Annotated in this window: 21 protein-coding genes; 10 read left to right on the top strand and 11 right to left on the bottom strand. The window is 57.4% G+C overall.

Features of this window, described 5'->3' with window-relative positions:
• Positions 1 to 5 precede the first annotated feature (5 nt).
• Together N6L24_RS00690 and N6L24_RS00685 are read left to right on the top strand one after the other, a co-directional pair.
• The gene (locus tag N6L24_RS00690; RefSeq protein WP_271842720.1) at positions 6 to 686 is read left to right on the top strand and encodes a type 1 glutamine amidotransferase; all 681 of its coding nucleotides are present in this window, start codon (positions 6 to 8) and stop codon (positions 684 to 686) included.
• A 119-nt stretch (positions 687 to 805) separates the two neighbouring features.
• Positions 806 to 2,011 carry a DegT/DnrJ/EryC1/StrS family aminotransferase gene (locus tag N6L24_RS00685; RefSeq protein WP_271842719.1) on the top strand — a complete coding sequence of 402 codons (1,206 nt, stop codon included), beginning with the start codon at positions 806 to 808 and terminating at the stop codon, positions 2,009 to 2,011.
• A gap of 78 nt (positions 2,012 to 2,089) precedes the next feature.
• Here the strand turns inward: N6L24_RS00685 and phaR are convergent, their stop codons facing one another.
• The 3 genes from phaR to N6L24_RS00670 form a co-directional block, all read right to left on the bottom strand.
• Entirely contained in the window at positions 2,090 to 2,653 is a 564-nt protein-coding gene (gene phaR / locus N6L24_RS00680) for a polyhydroxyalkanoate synthesis repressor PhaR (protein WP_271842718.1), read from the bottom strand.
• A 121-nt stretch (positions 2,654 to 2,774) separates the two neighbouring features.
• The gene (locus N6L24_RS00675; RefSeq protein ID WP_271843449.1) at positions 2,775 to 3,215 is read right to left on the bottom strand and encodes a phasin family protein; all 441 of its coding nucleotides are present in this window, start codon (positions 3,213 to 3,215) and stop codon (positions 2,775 to 2,777) included.
• A 130-nt stretch (positions 3,216 to 3,345) separates the two neighbouring features.
• Positions 3,346 to 5,139 carry a PHA/PHB synthase family protein gene (locus N6L24_RS00670; protein WP_271842717.1) on the bottom strand — a complete coding sequence of 598 codons (1,794 nt, stop codon included), beginning with the start codon at positions 5,137 to 5,139 and terminating at the stop codon, positions 3,346 to 3,348.
• Between the two features lie 108 nt (positions 5,140 to 5,247).
• Between N6L24_RS00670 and phaZ the strand changes: the two genes are divergently transcribed.
• Positions 5,248 to 6,519 (top strand): polyhydroxyalkanoate depolymerase, encoded by a 1,272-nt coding sequence (gene phaZ / locus N6L24_RS00665; RefSeq protein ID WP_271842716.1) that lies wholly within the window; start codon positions 5,248 to 5,250, stop codon positions 6,517 to 6,519.
• A 9-nt stretch (positions 6,520 to 6,528) separates the two neighbouring features.
• On the opposite strand, the gene N6L24_RS00660 is transcribed toward phaZ, so the two are convergent.
• Together N6L24_RS00660 and N6L24_RS00655 are read right to left on the bottom strand one after the other, a co-directional pair.
• Positions 6,529 to 7,242 (bottom strand): alpha/beta fold hydrolase, encoded by a 714-nt coding sequence (locus tag N6L24_RS00660; protein WP_271842715.1) that lies wholly within the window; start codon positions 7,240 to 7,242, stop codon positions 6,529 to 6,531.
• Positions 7,239 to 7,988 (bottom strand): alpha/beta fold hydrolase, encoded by a 750-nt coding sequence (locus N6L24_RS00655; RefSeq protein WP_271842714.1) that lies wholly within the window; start codon positions 7,986 to 7,988, stop codon positions 7,239 to 7,241. The genes N6L24_RS00660 and N6L24_RS00655 overlap by 4 nt, the downstream gene beginning before the upstream one ends.
• Positions 7,989 to 8,258: 270 nt before the next feature.
• Between N6L24_RS00655 and thrS the strand changes: the two genes are divergently transcribed.
• From thrS to N6L24_RS00630, 5 genes are all read left to right on the top strand, one after another.
• A complete protein-coding gene (thrS, locus tag N6L24_RS00650; RefSeq protein ID WP_271842713.1) occupies positions 8,259 to 10,208 on the top strand; it encodes a threonine--tRNA ligase in 1,950 nt (649 codons plus the stop codon).
• A gap of 229 nt (positions 10,209 to 10,437) precedes the next feature.
• The gene (locus N6L24_RS00645) at positions 10,438 to 10,743 is read left to right on the top strand and encodes a BufA1 family periplasmic bufferin-type metallophore (protein WP_271842712.1); all 306 of its coding nucleotides are present in this window, start codon (positions 10,438 to 10,440) and stop codon (positions 10,741 to 10,743) included.
• 62 nt (positions 10,744 to 10,805) lie between these two features.
• Complete coding sequence (gene bufB, locus N6L24_RS00640; RefSeq protein WP_271842711.1) at positions 10,806 to 11,663, top strand: MNIO family bufferin maturase; 858 nt, start codon at positions 10,806 to 10,808, stop codon at positions 11,661 to 11,663.
• Positions 11,660 to 12,448 carry an HvfC/BufC N-terminal domain-containing protein gene (locus N6L24_RS00635; protein WP_271842710.1) on the top strand — a complete coding sequence of 263 codons (789 nt, stop codon included), beginning with the start codon at positions 11,660 to 11,662 and terminating at the stop codon, positions 12,446 to 12,448. Before bufB ends, N6L24_RS00635 begins: the two co-directional genes overlap by 4 nt.
• Positions 12,436 to 12,993, top strand: a complete 558-nt coding sequence (locus N6L24_RS00630) for a DoxX family protein (protein ID WP_271842709.1) — start codon at positions 12,436 to 12,438, stop codon at positions 12,991 to 12,993. Before N6L24_RS00635 ends, N6L24_RS00630 begins: the two co-directional genes overlap by 13 nt.
• Here N6L24_RS00630 and N6L24_RS00625 read toward each other — a convergent pair whose 3' ends face one another.
• Complete coding sequence (locus tag N6L24_RS00625; protein WP_271842708.1) at positions 12,994 to 13,362, bottom strand: hypothetical protein; 369 nt, start codon at positions 13,360 to 13,362, stop codon at positions 12,994 to 12,996.
• A 38-nt stretch (positions 13,363 to 13,400) separates the two neighbouring features.
• Entirely contained in the window at positions 13,401 to 13,718 is a 318-nt protein-coding gene (locus N6L24_RS00620) for an ArsC/Spx/MgsR family protein (protein WP_271842707.1), read from the bottom strand.
• A gap of 200 nt (positions 13,719 to 13,918) precedes the next feature.
• Here N6L24_RS00620 and N6L24_RS00615 point away from each other — a divergent pair, with 200 nt between their 5' ends.
• A complete protein-coding gene (locus N6L24_RS00615) occupies positions 13,919 to 14,125 on the top strand; it encodes a cold-shock protein (RefSeq protein ID WP_271842706.1) in 207 nt (68 codons plus the stop codon).
• Between the two features lie 71 nt (positions 14,126 to 14,196).
• Here the strand turns inward: N6L24_RS00615 and N6L24_RS00610 are convergent, their stop codons facing one another.
• The 3 genes from N6L24_RS00610 to N6L24_RS00600 form a co-directional block, all read right to left on the bottom strand.
• The gene (locus N6L24_RS00610; RefSeq protein ID WP_271842705.1) at positions 14,197 to 14,535 is read right to left on the bottom strand and encodes a hypothetical protein; all 339 of its coding nucleotides are present in this window, start codon (positions 14,533 to 14,535) and stop codon (positions 14,197 to 14,199) included.
• A 143-nt stretch (positions 14,536 to 14,678) separates the two neighbouring features.
• Entirely contained in the window at positions 14,679 to 15,161 is a 483-nt protein-coding gene (locus N6L24_RS00605) for a dihydrofolate reductase (RefSeq protein WP_271842704.1), read from the bottom strand.
• 11 nt (positions 15,162 to 15,172) lie between these two features.
• Positions 15,173 to 16,006: a thymidylate synthase gene (locus N6L24_RS00600; protein ID WP_271842703.1), complete on the bottom strand. Its 834-nt coding sequence runs from the start codon at positions 16,004 to 16,006 to the stop codon at positions 15,173 to 15,175.
• Between the two features lie 188 nt (positions 16,007 to 16,194).
• On the opposite strand from N6L24_RS00600, the gene N6L24_RS00595 reads away from it, so the two are divergent.
• Entirely contained in the window at positions 16,195 to 16,623 is a 429-nt protein-coding gene (locus N6L24_RS00595; protein ID WP_271843448.1) for a VOC family protein, read from the top strand.
• Positions 16,624 to 16,626: 3 nt separating this feature from the next.
• Here the strand turns inward: N6L24_RS00595 and N6L24_RS00590 are convergent, their stop codons facing one another.
• Complete coding sequence (locus N6L24_RS00590; protein ID WP_271842702.1) at positions 16,627 to 17,124, bottom strand: MarR family winged helix-turn-helix transcriptional regulator; 498 nt, start codon at positions 17,122 to 17,124, stop codon at positions 16,627 to 16,629.
• Positions 17,125 to 17,161 lie beyond the last annotated feature (37 nt).

The raw sequence follows: 17,161 nt of genomic DNA, 5'->3' as shown, positions 1-17,161 counted from the left end.
GCGCCATGAAAATCGGTATCCTTCAAACCGGCCCCTTTGTTCAGGACATGCATGAGATCACAGGCGATTACGACGCCATGTTCAAAATGCTGCTGGCGGGGCAGGATTTCACATTCGAGGTATGGCGGGTGTTTGAAGGCGACATGCCCGAACGTACAGAGGCCTGCGACGGCTGGCTGATCACCGGGTCGAAATTCGGCGTCTATGAAGATCACGACTGGATCGCGCCGATGGAAGACTTCATCCGCGCCTGCGTCATGGAGGCCCGGCCCATCGTCGGCATCTGTTTTGGTCATCAACTGATCGCACAGGCGCTTGGCGGCACGGTCGAAAAATTCAAAGGGGGCTGGTCTGTCGGGCGGCAGATGTATGATTTTGGCGGCGTTGAGCTGCCCCTGAACGCCTGGCATCAGGATCAGGTCGTCGCGCTGCCCGAGGGCGCGCGCGTCATTGCCTCAAACGATTTCTGCGCCAATGCTGCGATCGTCTACGGAGATCGCGCCCTCAGCTTTCAGGCCCACCCAGAATTCGGCCCAGACGCGATTGAGGGGCTGATCCAATATGTCGGCCCCGGCAAAGTGCCCGATGCGCAACTGCAGGCCGCGGCTGACAGTCTGGATGAGCCAACGGCCAACGAGGTGATCGCCGATCAAATTGCCGACTTCTTCCGCATGCCCCGCGGATAACGTCGCGTGACATCTGCGCCATAGCAGCAAAAAAACGCCGGTCGCGCCGGGATCGGACTCGTTTTCTTTACCGTCTAGTTTTAGAATTTTGAAAACATGAATTAAGCAAAGCCAAAACTATGACCCTGCCTGATGTCTATTCTGCCGAGCCGATCCCAGCGTCCGCACGCCCGGAAATTGACCGTTTGCTACAAAGCGGCGATCTGTTCCGTTACACCGCGCCCGAAGATGCACCAGTCGCGCTGCTTGAAGCGGAATATGCCGCGCTTTTGGGCAGCAAATATGCGCTGGCCGTCAGTTCCTGTTCTGCAGCGCTGTTCCTGTCGCTCAAGGCGCTTGGCCTGCCGCGCGACGCCAAGGTGATGATCCCCGGCTTTACCTTTGCGGCGGTGCCCTCTTCGGTGGTGCACGCTGATCTGGTGCCGGTGCTCTGCGAAGTGGGCGAGAATTACCGCATCGACATCGCCGATTTTGAGGCCAAGCTGCCAGATGTCTCGGCGGTGATCATCAGCCACATGCGCGGGCATACCTCGGATATGGATGCGATCATGGCGCTCTGTGAGGCGCGCGATATCCCCGTGATCGAAGACGCAGCGCATTCGCTGGGCACGACCTGGCATGGGCGCAATATCGGCACCATTGGCAAAATCGGCTGTTTTTCGTTTCAATCCTACAAGCTGGTGAACGCTGGCGAAGGCGGTATTCTGGTGACAGATGACGCCGATCTGCTGGCGCAGATGGTGATCATGTCCGGCGCATATGAGCACAACTGGCGCAAGCACAAACAGGCCAGCGGTGCGGAAGATACCGCGCTGAGCGCCGCCTTTGCGCGCTGGCAGAACAAGCTGCCGCTATACAATCTGCGCCTTGGCAACCTTTCGGCGGCCATCATTCGCCCGCAGCTTCCAGAGGTGGCGCGCCGCGTCACCCACGGGCGGCGCAACCACGATTACGTCGCCGCCAGACTGAATGAAAGCACCTGGATGCAGGTGCCCGACAAGCTGCCCCCGGAAGAGCGCGCGCCAGACAGCATCCAATTCAACCTTTGCGGCATGGATGACGCGCAGATCGCCGCCTTTCAGAAAGCAGCGCAAGCGCGCGGCATCAAAGTTCAGGTCTTTGGCGCCTCTGAAGACAACGCCCGCGCATTCTGGAATTGGCAGTTCCTCAAGGATCTGCCAGAGCTGCCCCAGACCCGCGCCATGCTGATGAAAGCCTGCGACGTGCGTCTGCCCGCGCGGCTGGAGCTGGCGGAGCTGGACGTGATTGCCGACACGCTGACCGCTGCCATCAACGATGTGATGGCCCCTGCGGCAGCGGCATAGCCTACCCAGAACTAAACCATTTCTAAAAACAAAGAAGGCCCGCGTTTGCGGGCCTTCTTTGTTTGAAATTCAAAAATTTCAGGACATTTTTGATAGTTTGGCCTGCAACTCGGCCAGCTGTTTCTTGATGTCATCCAGCCCTTCTTCTTCGGCCTCTTTAAGGTCCGGTGCTTCTGGCTGGGTGCCCATGTTCTTTTGCCACTTCGCCATGCCACCTGTCATCGCTTTCAGAAAGGCTTCCTGCTGGGCCTGCATCGCCGACATCGGGTTCATGGGGTTCATGGGTTTGATGGCGGACATGTTCTCCATCATCTTGGATTGCTGCTCGCGCAGCATATCAAAGCTGGTGGCCAGGAACTGAGGAACAATGCTGGTCGCCTGCGAGGTATAAGAGCGCACGAGATCATTCAACACATTGACCGGCAACATATTTTCGCCCCGGCTTTCGTGCTCTGCGATGATCTGCAGCAAATATTGGCGCGTCAGGTCGTCGCCGGTTTTCAGGTCGACAATCTGCACTTCGCGCCCATCGCGAATGAAGCTCGCGATATCATCCAAAGTCACGTAGTCACTGGTCTCTGTGTTATACAGCCGGCGGCTGGCATAACGCTTGATCAGGAGCGGTGTATCGGTGTCTGCCACAGTGCATTCTCCCTATTTATGCAGCGTTGCAGCAAAGCTTATGCGAGTGCAGAACAAAAAGAAAGGGCGAGCCTCAGGCTCACCCTTTGCTTTTTTTACCAAAGCTCAACGCTTTAGTGACTTACTTCGCGGCTTTTTTAGCAGCGGCAGTCACGTCGTTGGTCGCTTTTTTGACTGCTGCGGTCGCTTCTTCGGTTGCTTCTTTAGAAGCCGACATCATCAGCTCAACAGTTTCAGTCTGAACTTTTTTCGCAACTTCTGCGAATGCCGCCATGTTTTCAGCAGCGGTTTCAGCTTGTGCAGAGGCGAAGTCGGTGACGGCTTTCGCGTAATCTGCAGGCTCTGCTTTGGCTTTGGACATCACGGCCAGTTTCGCCAGAGTGTCTTTGGTCCATTTGCTGGAGATCTCGGAAGATTTCTCAGCTGCGTCCAGAGCAACAGTTGCCAGTTTTTCGTTCAGTGCGGCGGTGTTTTTGAAGGCGTCTTCCAGGGCGGATGTGTCCACTGGGAAAGCACCCATCATGTCTTTCAGTACCGCAGTCATATCTTGAGTTTTAGCCATTTCAATTTCCTCGGTTAATGTTGCGGGAACACCCCGCTTTTCTGCATCTGCAAACAATATGCATTCTGCAGTGCAGCATTTCAAGGTTTTTTTGCTGCACTGCAGCAAAATTTTGCAGAACCTAGGAAATTCAACGTGTTGCGGGCACTTTTACATAGGTCCCAGGCGCATCTTCCATGGGGGGATGATCTTTGTCGCCCGGTTCGCGGGCGGGAATCATCTTGCCTGAGCGCGCGGAAAGCCAGCTGTCCCAGCGTGGCCACCAGGAGCCTTCGGTATAGGTTGCGCCCTCCATCCAGCCCGCGGCATCCTGGCCAAGATCCTTGTTGGTGTAATGGCCATATTTCTTTTTGCTCGGCGGATTGACGATGCCGGCGATATGACCGGATTCAGAAACGATGAACGTGCGGTCCTTGCTGCTGGTCATCCGAAAGCCGCGGTAGCAATCTTTCCAGCGTGCGATGTGATCTGTTTCGCAGGTAACGGCGCAGATGGGCAGATCGACATCGCTGATATGCAGCCTTTCGCCCAGAAACTCGATGCCCTCTGTGGTGAACTTATTCTCCTGACAGAGTTGGCGCAGATACTGCACGACCATCTTGCCCGGCAGGCCAGACCCGTCGCCATTCCAATACAGCAGATCAAAGGCAGGCGGGGCCTCACCCAGCATATAGCTGCGAATGGCCGGGCCATAGACAAGATCGTTAGACCGCAGGAAACTGAAGGTGCGCTGCATGATAAAAGACCGCAGAATGCCCTCTTCCCCGGCTTCTTGTTCGATGCCATCGACAAAATCATCTTGTAGGAACGGCGTGAATTCGCCCTGATCGTCGAAATCCGTCAAGGTCGTAAAGAAGGTCGCGGATTTGACCGATTTATCGCCGCGTTTTTTCAGCAGCGACAACACCAGATTCAGCGTGGTGCCCGCGATACAATAGCCGACAACGTTCAGCGATTTGCGTTTGGTGATCTTTTTCACCTCGTCCAAGGCTGTCAGATACCCCTCTTCGATATAGGTCTCCATGCCCGCATCAGCATAGGACCGATCCGGGTTGATCCAGCTGACAATAAAGACAGTATAGCCCTGATCGACCAGCCATTTGATCAGGCTGTTTTTCTCTTTCAGATCCAGAATGTAGAATTTGTTGATCCACGGCGGGAAAATCAGCAGCGGGATCTCATGCACCTCTTCGGTGCTGGGCGAATACTGGATCAGTTCCATCATGCGATTGCGATAGACCACCTTGCCCGGCGTGGTGGCAATATTGGTGCCCAACTCAAAAGCATTTTCATCGGCCAGCCGCACGATCAGCTCGCCATTGTTGGCTTCCAGATCACGGATCAGGTTCTCAAGCCCCTGCACCAGCGACTCCCCATCCGTCTGCATCGCCTTTTCAAGCGCATCCGGATTGGTGCCGAGAAAGTTGGTCGGTGCCATCATTTCAACGATCTGCTCTGAAAAATACTTCAGCCGCTGCTGCTCTTTGGGCTCCAGATCATCCAAGGCGTCCACCGCCGAGCGGATCGCGTCGGCATTCAGCATGTACTGCTGTTTGATGAAATTGAAATACGGATTGCTCTGCCACATCGGGTTGGCAAAGCGCCGATCAGTTGGAGTTTCGTCCGGCGGCGCGGCCAGTTTGCCCTGCGCCAGCACATGTTGCGCCTCGACGTAATGTTTGACCGATTTGCTCCAGAACTCCATTTGCTGCTCAATCACTTTGCCGGGGTTCTGCACCATCTCAGCCCAATAGGCCGCTGCCGCATTGGTAAAGACATCATGATTCGGCGCGGCCAATTCGCGCCGAACGGGCTTCCGCGAAGCCATTAATTCAACCATGCGTTGCGTCAACTGTTCCGCTTTTGCCAGATTGGTATTCAGTTTCTCAATTTTCGCAACGGCAGCATCGTCTTCAGTTGTCATAATATTCATCACACCTTATCGTCGCTGCTATGCAGCAAATGGGAGATGCCGCATAATACGAACGGCATTCAAAAAACCGCGTCACCGCGGGCAGGACAGGAGACGCCAATGCGCTATATGGCCACCTATGATATGATGGAGACCATCCGAAACACCAACCAGTGGTTGGGTGCCTCGGCTCTGGCAATGGCGTCTTACCCAATGTTTGCGATGATCCCCAGCCCGGCGCTGCAGTGGATGGCCGCTTGGGGCGAAGTCACCGAACGCACCTTTGCGCGCATCGTCACCAAACCGGATTGGGGTATTCATTCCTTTACGTGCGAAGATGGCAAAGATCACATCGTGCAGGTCGAAACCGTGGTGGAACGCGATTTTGGCGATCTCATTCATTTTTCTGTCCTTGGGCGCAAGCGCCGTCGTCGTCAAGTTATGCTGGTCGCCCCCATGTCCGGGCATTACGCGACTCTGCTTAGGTCCACTGTAATATCGCTATTGCCTGATTGTGAAGTCTACGTAACCGATTGGCACAACGCGCGCGACATTCCGGTCAGCGCTGGCAAGTTCGATATCGAAGATTACACGCTCTATCTTGTGGATTTTATGCGCCACCTCGGCCCAGACACCCATGTGATTGCGGTCTGCCAGCCTGCCCCCCTGACGCTGGCGGCCACCGCCTATCTTGCGGGCGAAGATCCTGACGCGCAGCCACGGTCCCTCACCCTGATCGGTGGGCCGATTGACCCCTCTGCCGCGCCAACAGATGTGACCGACTTTGGCCACTCTGTGACCATGGGCCAGTTGGAAGAAACCATGATCCAGCGCGTCGGCTTCAAATATGATGGCGTTGGCCGCATGGTCTATCCGGGCCTGTTGCAGCTGGCGTCCTTCATGTCGATGAACGCCGAGCGCCACGGCAAAGCCTTCATGAACCAGATCATGCGCGTCGCCAAAGGCGAGGCGTCTGATCACGATGCGCACAACCGCTTTTATGATGAATATCTGGCGGTGATGGATATGCCCGCAGAGTTCTACCTCTCCACAGTCGAGCGCATTTTCAAAAACGGCGAGATTGCCAAAAACGAGTTTACCGTTGCGGGCCGCAAGGTCGACATTGGCCAGATCACCACCGTGGCGGTGAAAACTGTCGAAGGGGCCAAGGACGACATCTCTGCGCCTGGTCAATGCGTGGCCGCGCTTGATCTGTTGACTGGATTGCCCGCCAGCAAGAAAGCCAGCCACCTTGAACCGGACGCTGGCCATTACGGCATCTTTGCTGGACGCAGCTGGCGCAACAATATTCGCCCGCTTGTGCTCGACTTCATCAGTGAAAACAGCGGGCCGTCCACCAAGGCACCTGCCAATAAAAATGCAGCGGCCTAAGGGCCGCAGCTACCCCCGCAACACATAGGGACGCGCCAGCCAGCCGCGCAATGCGGCCGTCACGGCGGCCGGGTCCTGCAGGCTGGGCACATGGCCAGCCCCCGGGATCTCGTGCAATTCGGCATCGGGAATGAAACCGGCCATGGTCTGATAGCGTTGCGGCGCAATCACCGGGTCCGCGGCACCGCCAATGACCAGCGCCGGACATTGGCATCTGCGCAGCACCGATTGTTGATCCTGCCGCCGCTGCAGCACACGCACCTGGCGCACGAACCGCTCAACGCCAATGCGCTCGGCCATGTCCTGCATCAGCGCCAACACTTCGGCATCCGCGCTATTTGGTTGCGCCTCCGTCAGGCCAAACAACGCCGGCACCACCTCCGCCAGCCGCCCGGCACGCGCCGCAACAAGCCAGGGCTCATAACGCAGCGTGTCAAACGGGCAATCCTGCAAGGGCGATGTCGCAATAAGCGCAATCCGCCCCACCCGCTCAGGGGCGCGGCGCAATATTTCCATCGCCACCAACCCACCAAGCCCGCTGCCCACCAAGGCCACCTGCGCCGGGCACTGCGCCAGAACGTCTGCGGCCAAATCCGAAAGCCGCTCCCCGGCATCCAGCGGCATAAAGCTCACCGGCATCTCCGCCGACAGCTCTGCAATCTGCGGTCCAAAGAGCCGCGCATCACAAAGGATATCCGGCAGAAACACCAGCGGCGTTGTCATTGCTCTGACGCCTCTATCACATCCAGCACCGCCGCCTCGATCAGCGCAAGGCAGGCCGGATCGGAAAACCGGTGATCAGCATCTTTCACCAGGGTCAGGCGCATGTCATCACCCTCCGCATGATCCAAGAGCCGCAGGGCGGTCTCAGTTGTCACAGCCGTATCCGCCGTGCCCTGCAAAAACCGCACCGCGCAATCAAAACGCAGCGGCGCGCGCAGTACAAGGTTCTGGCGGCCATCCTCAATCATGCGTTTCGTGATGATGTAAGGCTCCATATAGTCACTGGGCAACGCCACTTGCCCCTCAGCCTCAAGCGCCGCTTTCTGCGCATCGGTGAAATTGGCCCAATAGCTGTCTTCGGTAAAATCCGGTGCCGCCGCAATCGTCACCAGCCCAACCAGACGTTCCGGTGCCGCCCGCGCCAGCAAAAGCGCCTGCCAGCCGCCCATAGAAGAGCCGACCAGAACATAATCGCCGCTGACCAATTCCGTCACCGCCGCCAAAGCATCCTGATGCCAGTCGCCAATTGCGCCCTCTTCAAATGTGCCAGAGCTTTCCCCGTGACCTGAATAATCAAAGCGCAAAAACGCCCGCCCCTGCGTTTGGCACCAGGCCTCCAGATGCACTGCTTTTGTGCCCGCCATATCTGATTTCAATCCGCCGAGGAATACGACGCAAGGGCCCTGCCCACCCGTCTTATGATATGCGATCTTGCGGCCTGCGGCCGTGGTCAGATATGCGTGCACGCTTTGTCCTCTTCGTCGTTTCCCAAAGTTAAACCGCAAAGCCGCAATCTGGTCAAAGCGATAAGCCAAGGCCGCTTCATCTTTTGGCAAATACTCCGGGGTGAAGGCAAAGCCCGCTTTGCCTGAGGGGCAGCGCCCCTTACGCGCCCGTTTTAGGCCGCCCCGGTTTTCAGCGTTGACAGAGACGCTGGCAAAGGTCACTAAGCAGGCGAACCATATACCCGCAACCGGGCGTTCCGTGGGCGCCAAACTGACGAGGAGGATTGGGCCATGTCCCAGATTTCCCTGACTTTCCCCGATGGCAATGCACGTTCCTATGACGCAGGTGTCACCCCTGCCGAGGTCGCAGCCTCTATCGCAACTTCTTTGGCCAAAAAGGCCATCTCTGCCACGGTGGACGGGCAGCATTGGGATCTGGCCTGGCCGATCACCCAGGATGCGCAGATCGCCATCAACACGTTAAAAGACAATGACGCCGAAGCGCTGGAGCTGATCCGCCACGATTGCGCCCACATCATGGCGCGCGCGGTGCAGGAAATCTGGCCCGACGTCAAAGTCACCATCGGCCCGGTGATCGAACATGGCTGGTACTATGATTTTGATCGCGCAGAGCCGTTTACCCCCGAAGATCTCGGCCTGATCGAAAAGAAAATGAAAGAGATCATCAACCTGCGCGATCCCGTCCGCACCGAAGTCTGGGAGCGCGATGTCGCCGTCAAATATTACGAAGAGCGCGGCGAGCCTTACAAAGTTGAACTGATCGATGCCATTCCCGGCAATGAGCCCTTGCGCATGTATTGGCATGGCGACTGGCAGGATCTCTGCCGGGGCCCGCATTTGCAGCACACCGGACAGGTGCCTGCGGATGCTTTCAAGCTGATGAGTGTCGCGGGGGCCTATTGGCGCGGTGACAGCAGCCGCGCCATGTTGCAGCGCATCTACGGCGTGGCCTTCAAAAACAAGGACGATCTGAAAAAACACCTCACCATGCTGGAAGAGGCCGCCAAACGCGACCACCGCAAGCTAGGCGGGGAAATGGATCTGTTCCATATGCAACCCGAAGCGCCGGGTCAGGTGTTCTGGCATCCCAATGGCTGGACGGTCTATACCGAACTGCAGGATTATATGCGCCGTCAGCAGCGCCGCGGCGGCTATGTTGAGGTGAACACCCCGCAAGTGGTGGACCGCAAGCTGTGGGAAAAATCCGGCCACTGGGACAAATATCAAGAAAACATGTTCATCGTCGAAGTCGACGAAGAGCACGCCCGCGAAAAAGCCATCAATGCCCTCAAACCCATGAACTGCCCCTGCCATGTGCAGATCTTTAATCAGGGCTTGAAATCCTATCGCGACCTGCCGCTTCGCATGGCTGAATTTGGCTCTTGCGCGCGCTATGAACCGTCGGGCGCATTGCACGGCATCATGCGCGTGCGTGGCTTTACCCAGGATGATGGACACATCTTCTGCACCGAAGATCAGATCACCGATGAAACCGCGCGCTTCATCGCCTTTCTGTCCAAGGTCTATGCCGATCTGGGTTTTCACAACTGGACCATCAAGCTTTCCACCCGCCCCGAACAACGTATCGGGGAAGATGAAAGCTGGGACCGGGTTGAAAAAGCGCTTGGCGATGCCTGTAATGCGGCCGGGTATGAATATGAGATCCTTGAAGGCGAAGGCGCGTTCTACGGGCCAAAGCTGGAATTCACGCTGACCGATGCCATCGGCCGTGACTGGCAGTGTGGCACCTTGCAGGTCGACCCATTTCTGCCGGAACGGCTCGAGGCCAATTATATCGGCGAAGATGGCGCAAAACATCGCCCGGTGATGTTGCACCGCGCGACGCTCGGTTCATTTGAGCGTTTCATCGGCATCCTGATCGAAGAGCACGCCGGCAAACTGCCGTTCTGGCTTGCCCCACGTCAGGTTGTTGTGGCGGCCATCGTCTCTGATGCCAATGACTACTGCCTAGAGGTGGTTGAGCAGCTGAAAGCCGCGGGCGTGCGCGCCGAGGCGGACCTGCGCAATGAGAAAATCAACTACAAGGTTCGCGAACATTCGGTCGGCAAAGTGCCTGTCATTCTGGCCATCGGCAAAAAGGAAGTCGAAGAGCGCACCGTCTCCACCCGCCGCCTTGGCGAAAAACAATCCAAGGTACAGCCACTTGACGAAATCGTCACACAGCTGAAGGCAGAGGCAACACCGCCCGACCTTGCCTGAGGCATTTTGAAACAATCGGGAACCATCTCGCTGAAAACGCCGGGCCAATGCCCGGCGTTTTTCCTTGTTTACTGGGTGTCCCAACGTTCGGATGCTCGCAAAAAATAACATGCACTCACAGCGCTGTGACCCACGAATGCGTTATTAGCGATTGATAAGGTCCTGCGGCTAGGGTTGGGGCACACCGCACAAGCGGTTGGAATTTTTAACTTGATTAGGGAAATCCATCATGTCCAAGACCGTAAAAACCCTCGCCGTTGCTGCCTCTGTTGCTGCCGCTGTCACCGCAGCCACCACACACACTGCTGCCGCAATGGACAAAGAAAAATGCTACGGCGTTTCGCTGGCAGGTAAAAACGACTGTGCCGCTGGCCCAGGCACAACTTGCGCCGGTACGTCCAAAGTGGATTACCAAGGCAACGCCTGGACCCTGGTTGACGCAGGCACCTGCGCCGAAATCGAACTGCCAGCCATGGCAGACGGCTCCATGCGCAAAGGCTCTCTGGAAGCGCTGGACCGCGACCTGCCAGCATAAGCCGATCTGCAGCGCCCCTGATCGATGGGGCGCTGCACACTTTGCCAAGGACCATGAGCCCCATGTTTGACACAGCAGCGCAATTGCCCGCCCTCCCCCATGCGCCGGGCGTCGGCTATAAGCCGCAGCATTTCTCTGAGATTATGGAGGATGCCGCGCCCGTGGCGTGGCTGGAGATTCATGCGGAAAACTATATGGGTATGGGCGGCCGCCCCTTGGCCCAGCTACGCCATTTGGACGAAGAATTTCCAATTTCCGTGCATGGTGTGGGCCTGTCGATCGGCGGCGAAGGACCGCTTGATCCCGAACACCTCGCGCGGCTCAAACACTTGGTGGATTGGCTGAAGCCAACGGTGTTTTCCGAACATCTCGCCTGGTCCACCCATGACGGCAGCTATTTCAACGACCTGCTGCCCCTGCCTTACACCGCAGCCACCCTGACCCGTGTCTGTGATCATATCGACGCCTTACAAAACACCATTGGCCGTCAGATGATGCTGGAAAACCCCTCAAGCTATCTGGCCTTTGCCGAAAGCACCTGGTCCGAGCCTGATTTTCTGCGCGAAGTCACCCGTCGCAGCGGCTGCGCCTTGTTGCTTGATGTGAACAATGTCTTTGTCTCAGCCACCAATCTTGATTACGATCCCAAGGCCTACATCGCGGAGTATCCGCTTGAAAAGGTGGGCGAAATTCACTTGGGCGGCCATGATGAGGACGAAGACGACCATGGCAAGCCACTGCTGATTGACAGCCATGGCGCGGCGGTGGTTGACCCTGTCTGGGCACTCTTGGATCACACGCTGGCCCTGTCTGGGCCAAAACCGATCCTGATCGAATGGGACAATGACGTGCCCGATTGGCCCATTCTGGCTGCCGAGGCACGCCGCGCCGCGCAGGCGCTGACCAAGGTGCCCGCATGAGCACGCCGCAAAATGATGTCTCACAATCGGCGTTTCGCGCGGCGCTCTTGGATGGCAGCTCTCCGGTGCCGGATGGCCTCAAGGATGGTGCAGGCAACCCTGCGGCGCGGCGCTTTGATGTCTATCGCAACAATGTCGCCGTTTCGCTGACCGAAGCGCTGGAGACCGGTTTTCCGGTCATTGCAAAACTCTTGGGTCCGGACAACTTCAAACATGTGGCCGGGGTGTTTCTGCGCCAGTCGCCGCCCAGTGCCCCGGTGATGATGCACTATGGTGCCGGCTTTCCGAATTTCCTGCGCGGCTTTGAGCCGCTGAAATCGCTGGGCTATCTGGGGGACGTGGCTGAACTCGAACTGGCGCTGCGCCGTTCCTATCACGCGGCGGACAGTACGGCGCTGGCCCCGGACGCGTTGGCGCAGATCGCGCCCGAGCGCCTGCCCGAGGTGCGCCTGACTCTCGCGCCATCCGTAGAGGTCATCCCCTCTGCATGGCCGATCTACGATCTCTGGGCCTTTAATATGATCCCCGGGGCCCCAAAGCCACAAGCGCGGGCTCAGGACACGATTGTCATGCGGCCCGAATACGATCCCGCGCCCCATGCCCTGCCGCCCGGCGGCGCACGCTTTCTCGATGCCCTGCGGCGCGGCATGCCTTTGGGGGCGGCCGCAGAAGAGGCCAGCGCAAATCTGGGGGCTGAATTTGACCTCGGCGCGCTCTTGGGCCTGCTTCTCAGCCATGGCGCACTGACCGACATCAACCACAAGGAAGACCTATGGACCGCCTGATTTCGCTACATAATTCGGTGTTTGCCCGGCTGGAGCGGCAAGATTGGATCCTGCCCACAGTGGCGCGGCTGATCTTTGCCGGTGTCTTGCTGATGTATTTCTGGGCCTCGGGCCTCACCAAACTGGGTGACGGCGTTCTGGGCTTCATCGTGCCGAGCACCGGCGCCTATGCGCAGATATTCCCCAAGGCGCTGGAGGCGGTCAGCTATGATACCAGCCAGCTGAGCCTGTTTCATTGGGCGGTGGTCTGGGCCGGGACCATGGCCGAATTCTTGCTGCCTGCCGCCCTTGTTCTGGGGTTTGCAACCCGGCTTGCCGCGCTTGGCATGATCGGGTTTGTGGTCGTGCAATCGCTGACGGATGTCTATGGCCACGGCGCGGACGCCGGCACCATCGGCACCTGGTTTGATCGCGCATCAGACGCGCATATCCTGGATCAGCGCGCCTTCTGGGTGTTTCTGCTGCTGGTCTTGGTGATCAAAGGCGCAGGGCCGCTATCGCTGGATCGTCTTTTGGCGCGACGTCAGCAAATGGCCCCTGCCTGATCAAAAATGTGCCTTGGGTTCGTCCGGTTGCCCGGCTGATATCGCCAGCACACCGGCGAGCCCGGCAAAGGCAATCGGGAACATGGTAAAGACGTTAAAGCCAAAGCCGATGTACATGCCCGCCGCCGAAGCCAGCAATAAGGCCCCACCCCAAAGCGCCCGCGCCCGTGCCATGGCACCGCCCGCAATGGCCAAAAGCGGCGACAGCAGCGCCGCAGCCCGCACCAATTGCACATTCTCGACCTGCTCGGCAATCCCTTCGAACTCGCCGAAGCTTTCAATGAATGACGTGTAGCCCCAGCTGAAAAACCCGACCATCATGCCGACGATGCCAGCGATGATCCCCAGTACGAGCGCTGCGTTGCGCATGGCTGCCTCCTATCGTTTTATGTGATCTATGTGCGCGATCACGGCTTGCCAAGAGCAGCCTGCACATCCGCCCCCCAGCCAAGATACAATGTGCCATCCGCGTCAATCAACGGACGTTTCATCAAAGTCGGATGGGTTTTCAACAGCTCTTTCGCCGGTAAATCCCGCTGTTCTGGCGACATTTGACGCCATGTGGTGGAGCGGCTATTGACCAATTTGTCACCAAATTCAGCAAGTGCCTGTTCAATCAGCGCTGCTGGGACGCCCTCTGAACGCACATCGATAAGTTGTGCTTCTGGAAGTAATTTCAGTGCCTTACGGCACGTATCGCAGTTTTTCAGCCCGTATAATTTCATCTCATTCCCCATTGTTACCTGCTGAATATTCAATTGTTTGACAATTTCACAGTTGTTTTGCTTGCTTTTTACCTAAGCCGTGCAATCATCCCTGCATGGCAACTAGGCTTTGGCACGGTTGGGGTCTCCCCCTGCGGTCCTCAGGTTGGCTGGCCTGTCCCACAGTGGGGGCGACTGAAGGAAGTAGAAGGAGAGACGGGATGCCAACTGGCACCGTGAAATGGTTTAATACAACGAAGGGTTACGGCTTTATTGCCCCGGATACGGGCGGCAAAGACGTGTTCGTACATATTTCTGCTGTCGAGCGTTCCGGTCTGACCGGCCTCGCAGACAATCAAAAAGTCGAATTTGAGCTGAGCGAAGGGCGCGATGGTCGCCAGATGGCCAGCGATCTGAAGCTCGCCTGATTAATAAAAAAAGTATGGGGCGTCGTTCAACGCCCCTCACTATCTCACCCATCATATTGCGACTACCAACCTTAGTTGGTGGTATAGCAGCCTTTTTCGCCCACCGGGCAGACGATCCGCGCGCGCTGGATCTTCTTGCGCTTGACCGGGGTATGGCAAATTTCGCCCGCTTTTGGCACGCCGCAGCTGATCATGCCGCCGGCGTCAATGGGCTGCAGGCCCGCTGGGCAGATATTGTCGCGCGATGACGCGGGCCGATAAGCGCAGCCCACAGGGACTGGCGGTGGCGTCTTTGGGACAAATTCTACAAGCGGATCTTCTTTGATCTTACACGGGAAGATGACGCAGGACGCTTGGGCGGGTGCCGCAACCGCAACCAACGCCGAGACCATCAGCATTTTCTTAAACATGTGAGACACCTTTTCTCGTCGAACTGCTCGGGTTTATTCTGTGGTGTTTATAGGGGGTAGACTACTAGATTTTGTGGCCTAGTCAATTTTACTCCGCGAAAAAGCCGCAACTTGCAGGCCAACGCGCCGCTGCAATGCGGTTTTTACGTCACACGGCGCAGATATTCATGCATCACGCAGGCCGGGTCAGCGGCGCGCAATTGGTGACGCGCCAAGAGTTGCCAGTCCTCACCGCCGAAGGTGGGAAAAAAGGCATCAGCATCAGGAATGTCGAGCGCCACCTCGGTGATCAACAACCGCTGCGCCAGCGGCAGCATGGCGCGGTAAATCCCTGCGCCGCCAATCCCGTAAATGCGCTGATAGCCCTGCGCCTGCGCTTCGGCAATCGCGGCCTCAACCGAGGGCACACATATGTCGCCCAGCCCGCCTTGCGACGACACGACAATATTCAGGCGATTTTTCAAGGGCTTGAAAGGCAGACTTTCCCAGGTATTGCGCCCCATGATGACCGCGCCCCCGAGCGTTTCGCGTTTGAAGAACTGCAGATCTTCGGGCGCGTACCAGGGGATATCATTGTCTTTGCCAATCGCGCCGTTTTGCGCGCGGGCCACAATCAAACTGATCATCAGCGCGCCCCTTACACGGCAACCGGCGCTTTGATCACCGGGTCAGGGTCATAATTCAGGATCTCGAAATCCTCAAATTTGAAATCGAAGATCGAAGAGACCTGCCGTTTGATGCGCAGCTGCGGCAGGGCCTTTGGGCGGCGCGCAAGCTGGGTGTTCACCTGATCCAGATGGTTGGAATAGATATGCGCGTCGCCCATGGTGTGCACAAAATCCCCCGGCTCATAGCCAGTGACATGCGCCAGCATCACCTGCAGCAGCGCATAAGACGCAATGTTAAACGGCACCCCCAAAAACATATCTGCAGAACGCTGATAGAGTTGCAGGTGCAATTTGCCGCCCAGGATTTTTACCTGCCAGAGCGTGTGGCACGGCGGCAACGCCATGTCGGGTACATCCGCCGGGTTCCAGGCCGAGACTATCATGCGCCGGCTATCCGGGGCGGTTTTGATCAGCTCCACGAGGTCAGTAATCTGATCTACGGTTTTCTTGCGGTAAAGCTGCTCTTCGCCCGCGGGGGCATCCACCGGCTCAAGCGCGGGAAAGCGTCGCCATTGATGGCCATAAACTGGGCCCAGATCGCCGTTTTCATCCGCCCATTCGTCCCAAATGCTGACGCCATTTTCCTGCAAATAGCGGATATTGGTATCGCCGCTCAGGAACCAAAGCAGCTCATGAATGATCGAGCGCAGATGCAGTTTTTTGGTTGTGACCAAAGGAAAGCCATCTGCCAGCGGATAGCGGCATTGCATGCCAAAATACGATATCGTTCCGGTTCCGGTCCGGTCGGTGGTTTCCACCCCGTTGTCCAAAATGCACTGCAATGCGTCGTGATATTGTTGCACCCTCACCTCCCGGCCAGACTCGCGCGGCTTGTCGCTGCCTTTCTGATAACGGAAATCGGCATGCCACGCTATATCTGGCGGGCGATTTTTTCGATCCCACCACATAAGCCCAAACGCGGCCGAGGCCTTCTGGCGCTCGACAATCTGTTCTGCCCCGCTAAATTGTCTGTAGGAATGGGAGCGACATGATGAAAATCGAATATCTGCACACAATGGTCCGGGTGAAGGATCTGGAGAAATCCAAGGCCTTTTATGAACTGCTGGGTCTGCGTGAAACACGGCGCGTCGAGCACGAAGGTGGGCGCTTTACCCTCGTATTCATGTGCGCGCCGGGCCAAGAGGATGTTGCGGTAGAGCTGACCTACAATTGGGATGGCGATGACGCGCTGCCCAGCGACAGCCGGCATTTTGGCCATCTCGCCTACCGGGTAGAGGACATCTATGCGCTGTGCCAGAAACTGATGGACAATGGCGTGACGATCAATCGCCCGCCCCGCGACGGGCACATGGCTTTTGTGCGTTCGCCGGACAATGTTTCAGTGGAACTGCTCCAGGCGGGCGATGCGCTTGCGCCGCAGGAACCCTGGGCCAGCATGGACAACACCGGCCATTGGTAAGCCTCAGTAAATGTAGCGGATCTGATCGCTCCAATAGCGTTCAACCCGCCGAAGCGCGGTGGTGATATTTTCAAGCCCCTCGGGGCCAAGCACCCCTTTGCTTTGCAGCCCGGTGGCGTGGTCTTCAAACAGCTGCGCCACCACATCACGCACCCCGCGCCCTTTTTCGGTCAGGCGCACCCGCACCGAGCGGCGGTCAATCGCGCAACGTTCGTGGTGCATATAGCCGTTTTCGACCAGTTTCTTCAGGTTATAACTGACATTGCTGCCCTGGTAATAACCACGAGATTTCAGCTCTCCGGCGGTGACTTCGTTGTCGCCAATATTGAACAGCAACAGCGCCTGAACGGCGTTGATCTCAAGCACGCCGACACGTTCAAATTCATCCTTGATGACATCCAGCAACAAGCGATGCAGCCGCTCGACCAGAGCGAGCGCATCCAGATACCCTGACATGAAACTGCGCGCCTCTGCTGGGCTGACCGATGAATGTATGCTCATTGCTGCCTCCGCATGTTACGATAGGCAAACTCCGACA

It is taken from the genome of Cognatishimia sp. SS12, from assembly GCF_028369055.1.
Classification (GTDB): Bacteria; Pseudomonadota; Alphaproteobacteria; order Rhodobacterales; family Rhodobacteraceae; genus Cognatishimia.
This window is presented reverse-complemented; position numbering and strand designations above follow the sequence as displayed.

What these genes read in the sequence shown, in the direction of transcription:
- N6L24_RS00660 (WP_271842715.1), bottom strand. Translation starts at nt 7,242, where the DNA reads ATGACAACGCCGCTGGTGTTTCTGCCGGATATCCTTTGTGATGCGCGG.
- N6L24_RS00645 (WP_271842712.1), top strand. Translation starts at nt 10,438, where the DNA reads ATGTCCAAGACCGTAAAAACCCTCGCCGTTGCTGCCTCTGTTGCTGCC.
- N6L24_RS00620 (WP_271842707.1), bottom strand. Translation starts at nt 13,718, where the DNA reads ATGAAATTATACGGGCTGAAAAACTGCGATACGTGCCGTAAGGCACTG.
- N6L24_RS00670 (WP_271842717.1), bottom strand. Translation starts at nt 5,139, where the DNA reads ATGACAACTGAAGACGATGCTGCCGTTGCGAAAATTGAGAAACTGAAT.
- N6L24_RS00690 (WP_271842720.1), top strand. Translation starts at nt 6, where the DNA reads ATGAAAATCGGTATCCTTCAAACCGGCCCCTTTGTTCAGGACATGCAT.
- N6L24_RS00630 (WP_271842709.1), top strand. Translation starts at nt 12,436, where the DNA reads ATGGACCGCCTGATTTCGCTACATAATTCGGTGTTTGCCCGGCTGGAG.
- N6L24_RS00625 (WP_271842708.1), bottom strand. Translation starts at nt 13,362, where the DNA reads ATGCGCAACGCAGCGCTCGTACTGGGGATCATCGCTGGCATCGTCGGC.
- N6L24_RS00685 (WP_271842719.1), top strand. Translation starts at nt 806, where the DNA reads ATGACCCTGCCTGATGTCTATTCTGCCGAGCCGATCCCAGCGTCCGCA.
- bufB (WP_271842711.1), top strand. Translation starts at nt 10,806, where the DNA reads ATGTTTGACACAGCAGCGCAATTGCCCGCCCTCCCCCATGCGCCGGGC.
- N6L24_RS00595 (WP_271843448.1), top strand. Translation starts at nt 16,195, where the DNA reads ATGAAAATCGAATATCTGCACACAATGGTCCGGGTGAAGGATCTGGAG.
- phaZ (WP_271842716.1), top strand. Translation starts at nt 5,248, where the DNA reads ATGCGCTATATGGCCACCTATGATATGATGGAGACCATCCGAAACACC.
- thrS (WP_271842713.1), top strand. Translation starts at nt 8,259, where the DNA reads ATGTCCCAGATTTCCCTGACTTTCCCCGATGGCAATGCACGTTCCTAT.
- N6L24_RS00635 (WP_271842710.1), top strand. Translation starts at nt 11,660, where the DNA reads ATGAGCACGCCGCAAAATGATGTCTCACAATCGGCGTTTCGCGCGGCG.
- N6L24_RS00590 (WP_271842702.1), bottom strand. Translation starts at nt 17,124, where the DNA reads ATGAGCATACATTCATCGGTCAGCCCAGCAGAGGCGCGCAGTTTCATG.
- N6L24_RS00615 (WP_271842706.1), top strand. Translation starts at nt 13,919, where the DNA reads ATGCCAACTGGCACCGTGAAATGGTTTAATACAACGAAGGGTTACGGC.
- N6L24_RS00605 (WP_271842704.1), bottom strand. Translation starts at nt 15,161, where the DNA reads ATGATCAGTTTGATTGTGGCCCGCGCGCAAAACGGCGCGATTGGCAAA.
- N6L24_RS00675 (WP_271843449.1), bottom strand. Translation starts at nt 3,215, where the DNA reads ATGGCTAAAACTCAAGATATGACTGCGGTACTGAAAGACATGATGGGT.
- N6L24_RS00610 (WP_271842705.1), bottom strand. Translation starts at nt 14,535, where the DNA reads ATGTTTAAGAAAATGCTGATGGTCTCGGCGTTGGTTGCGGTTGCGGCA.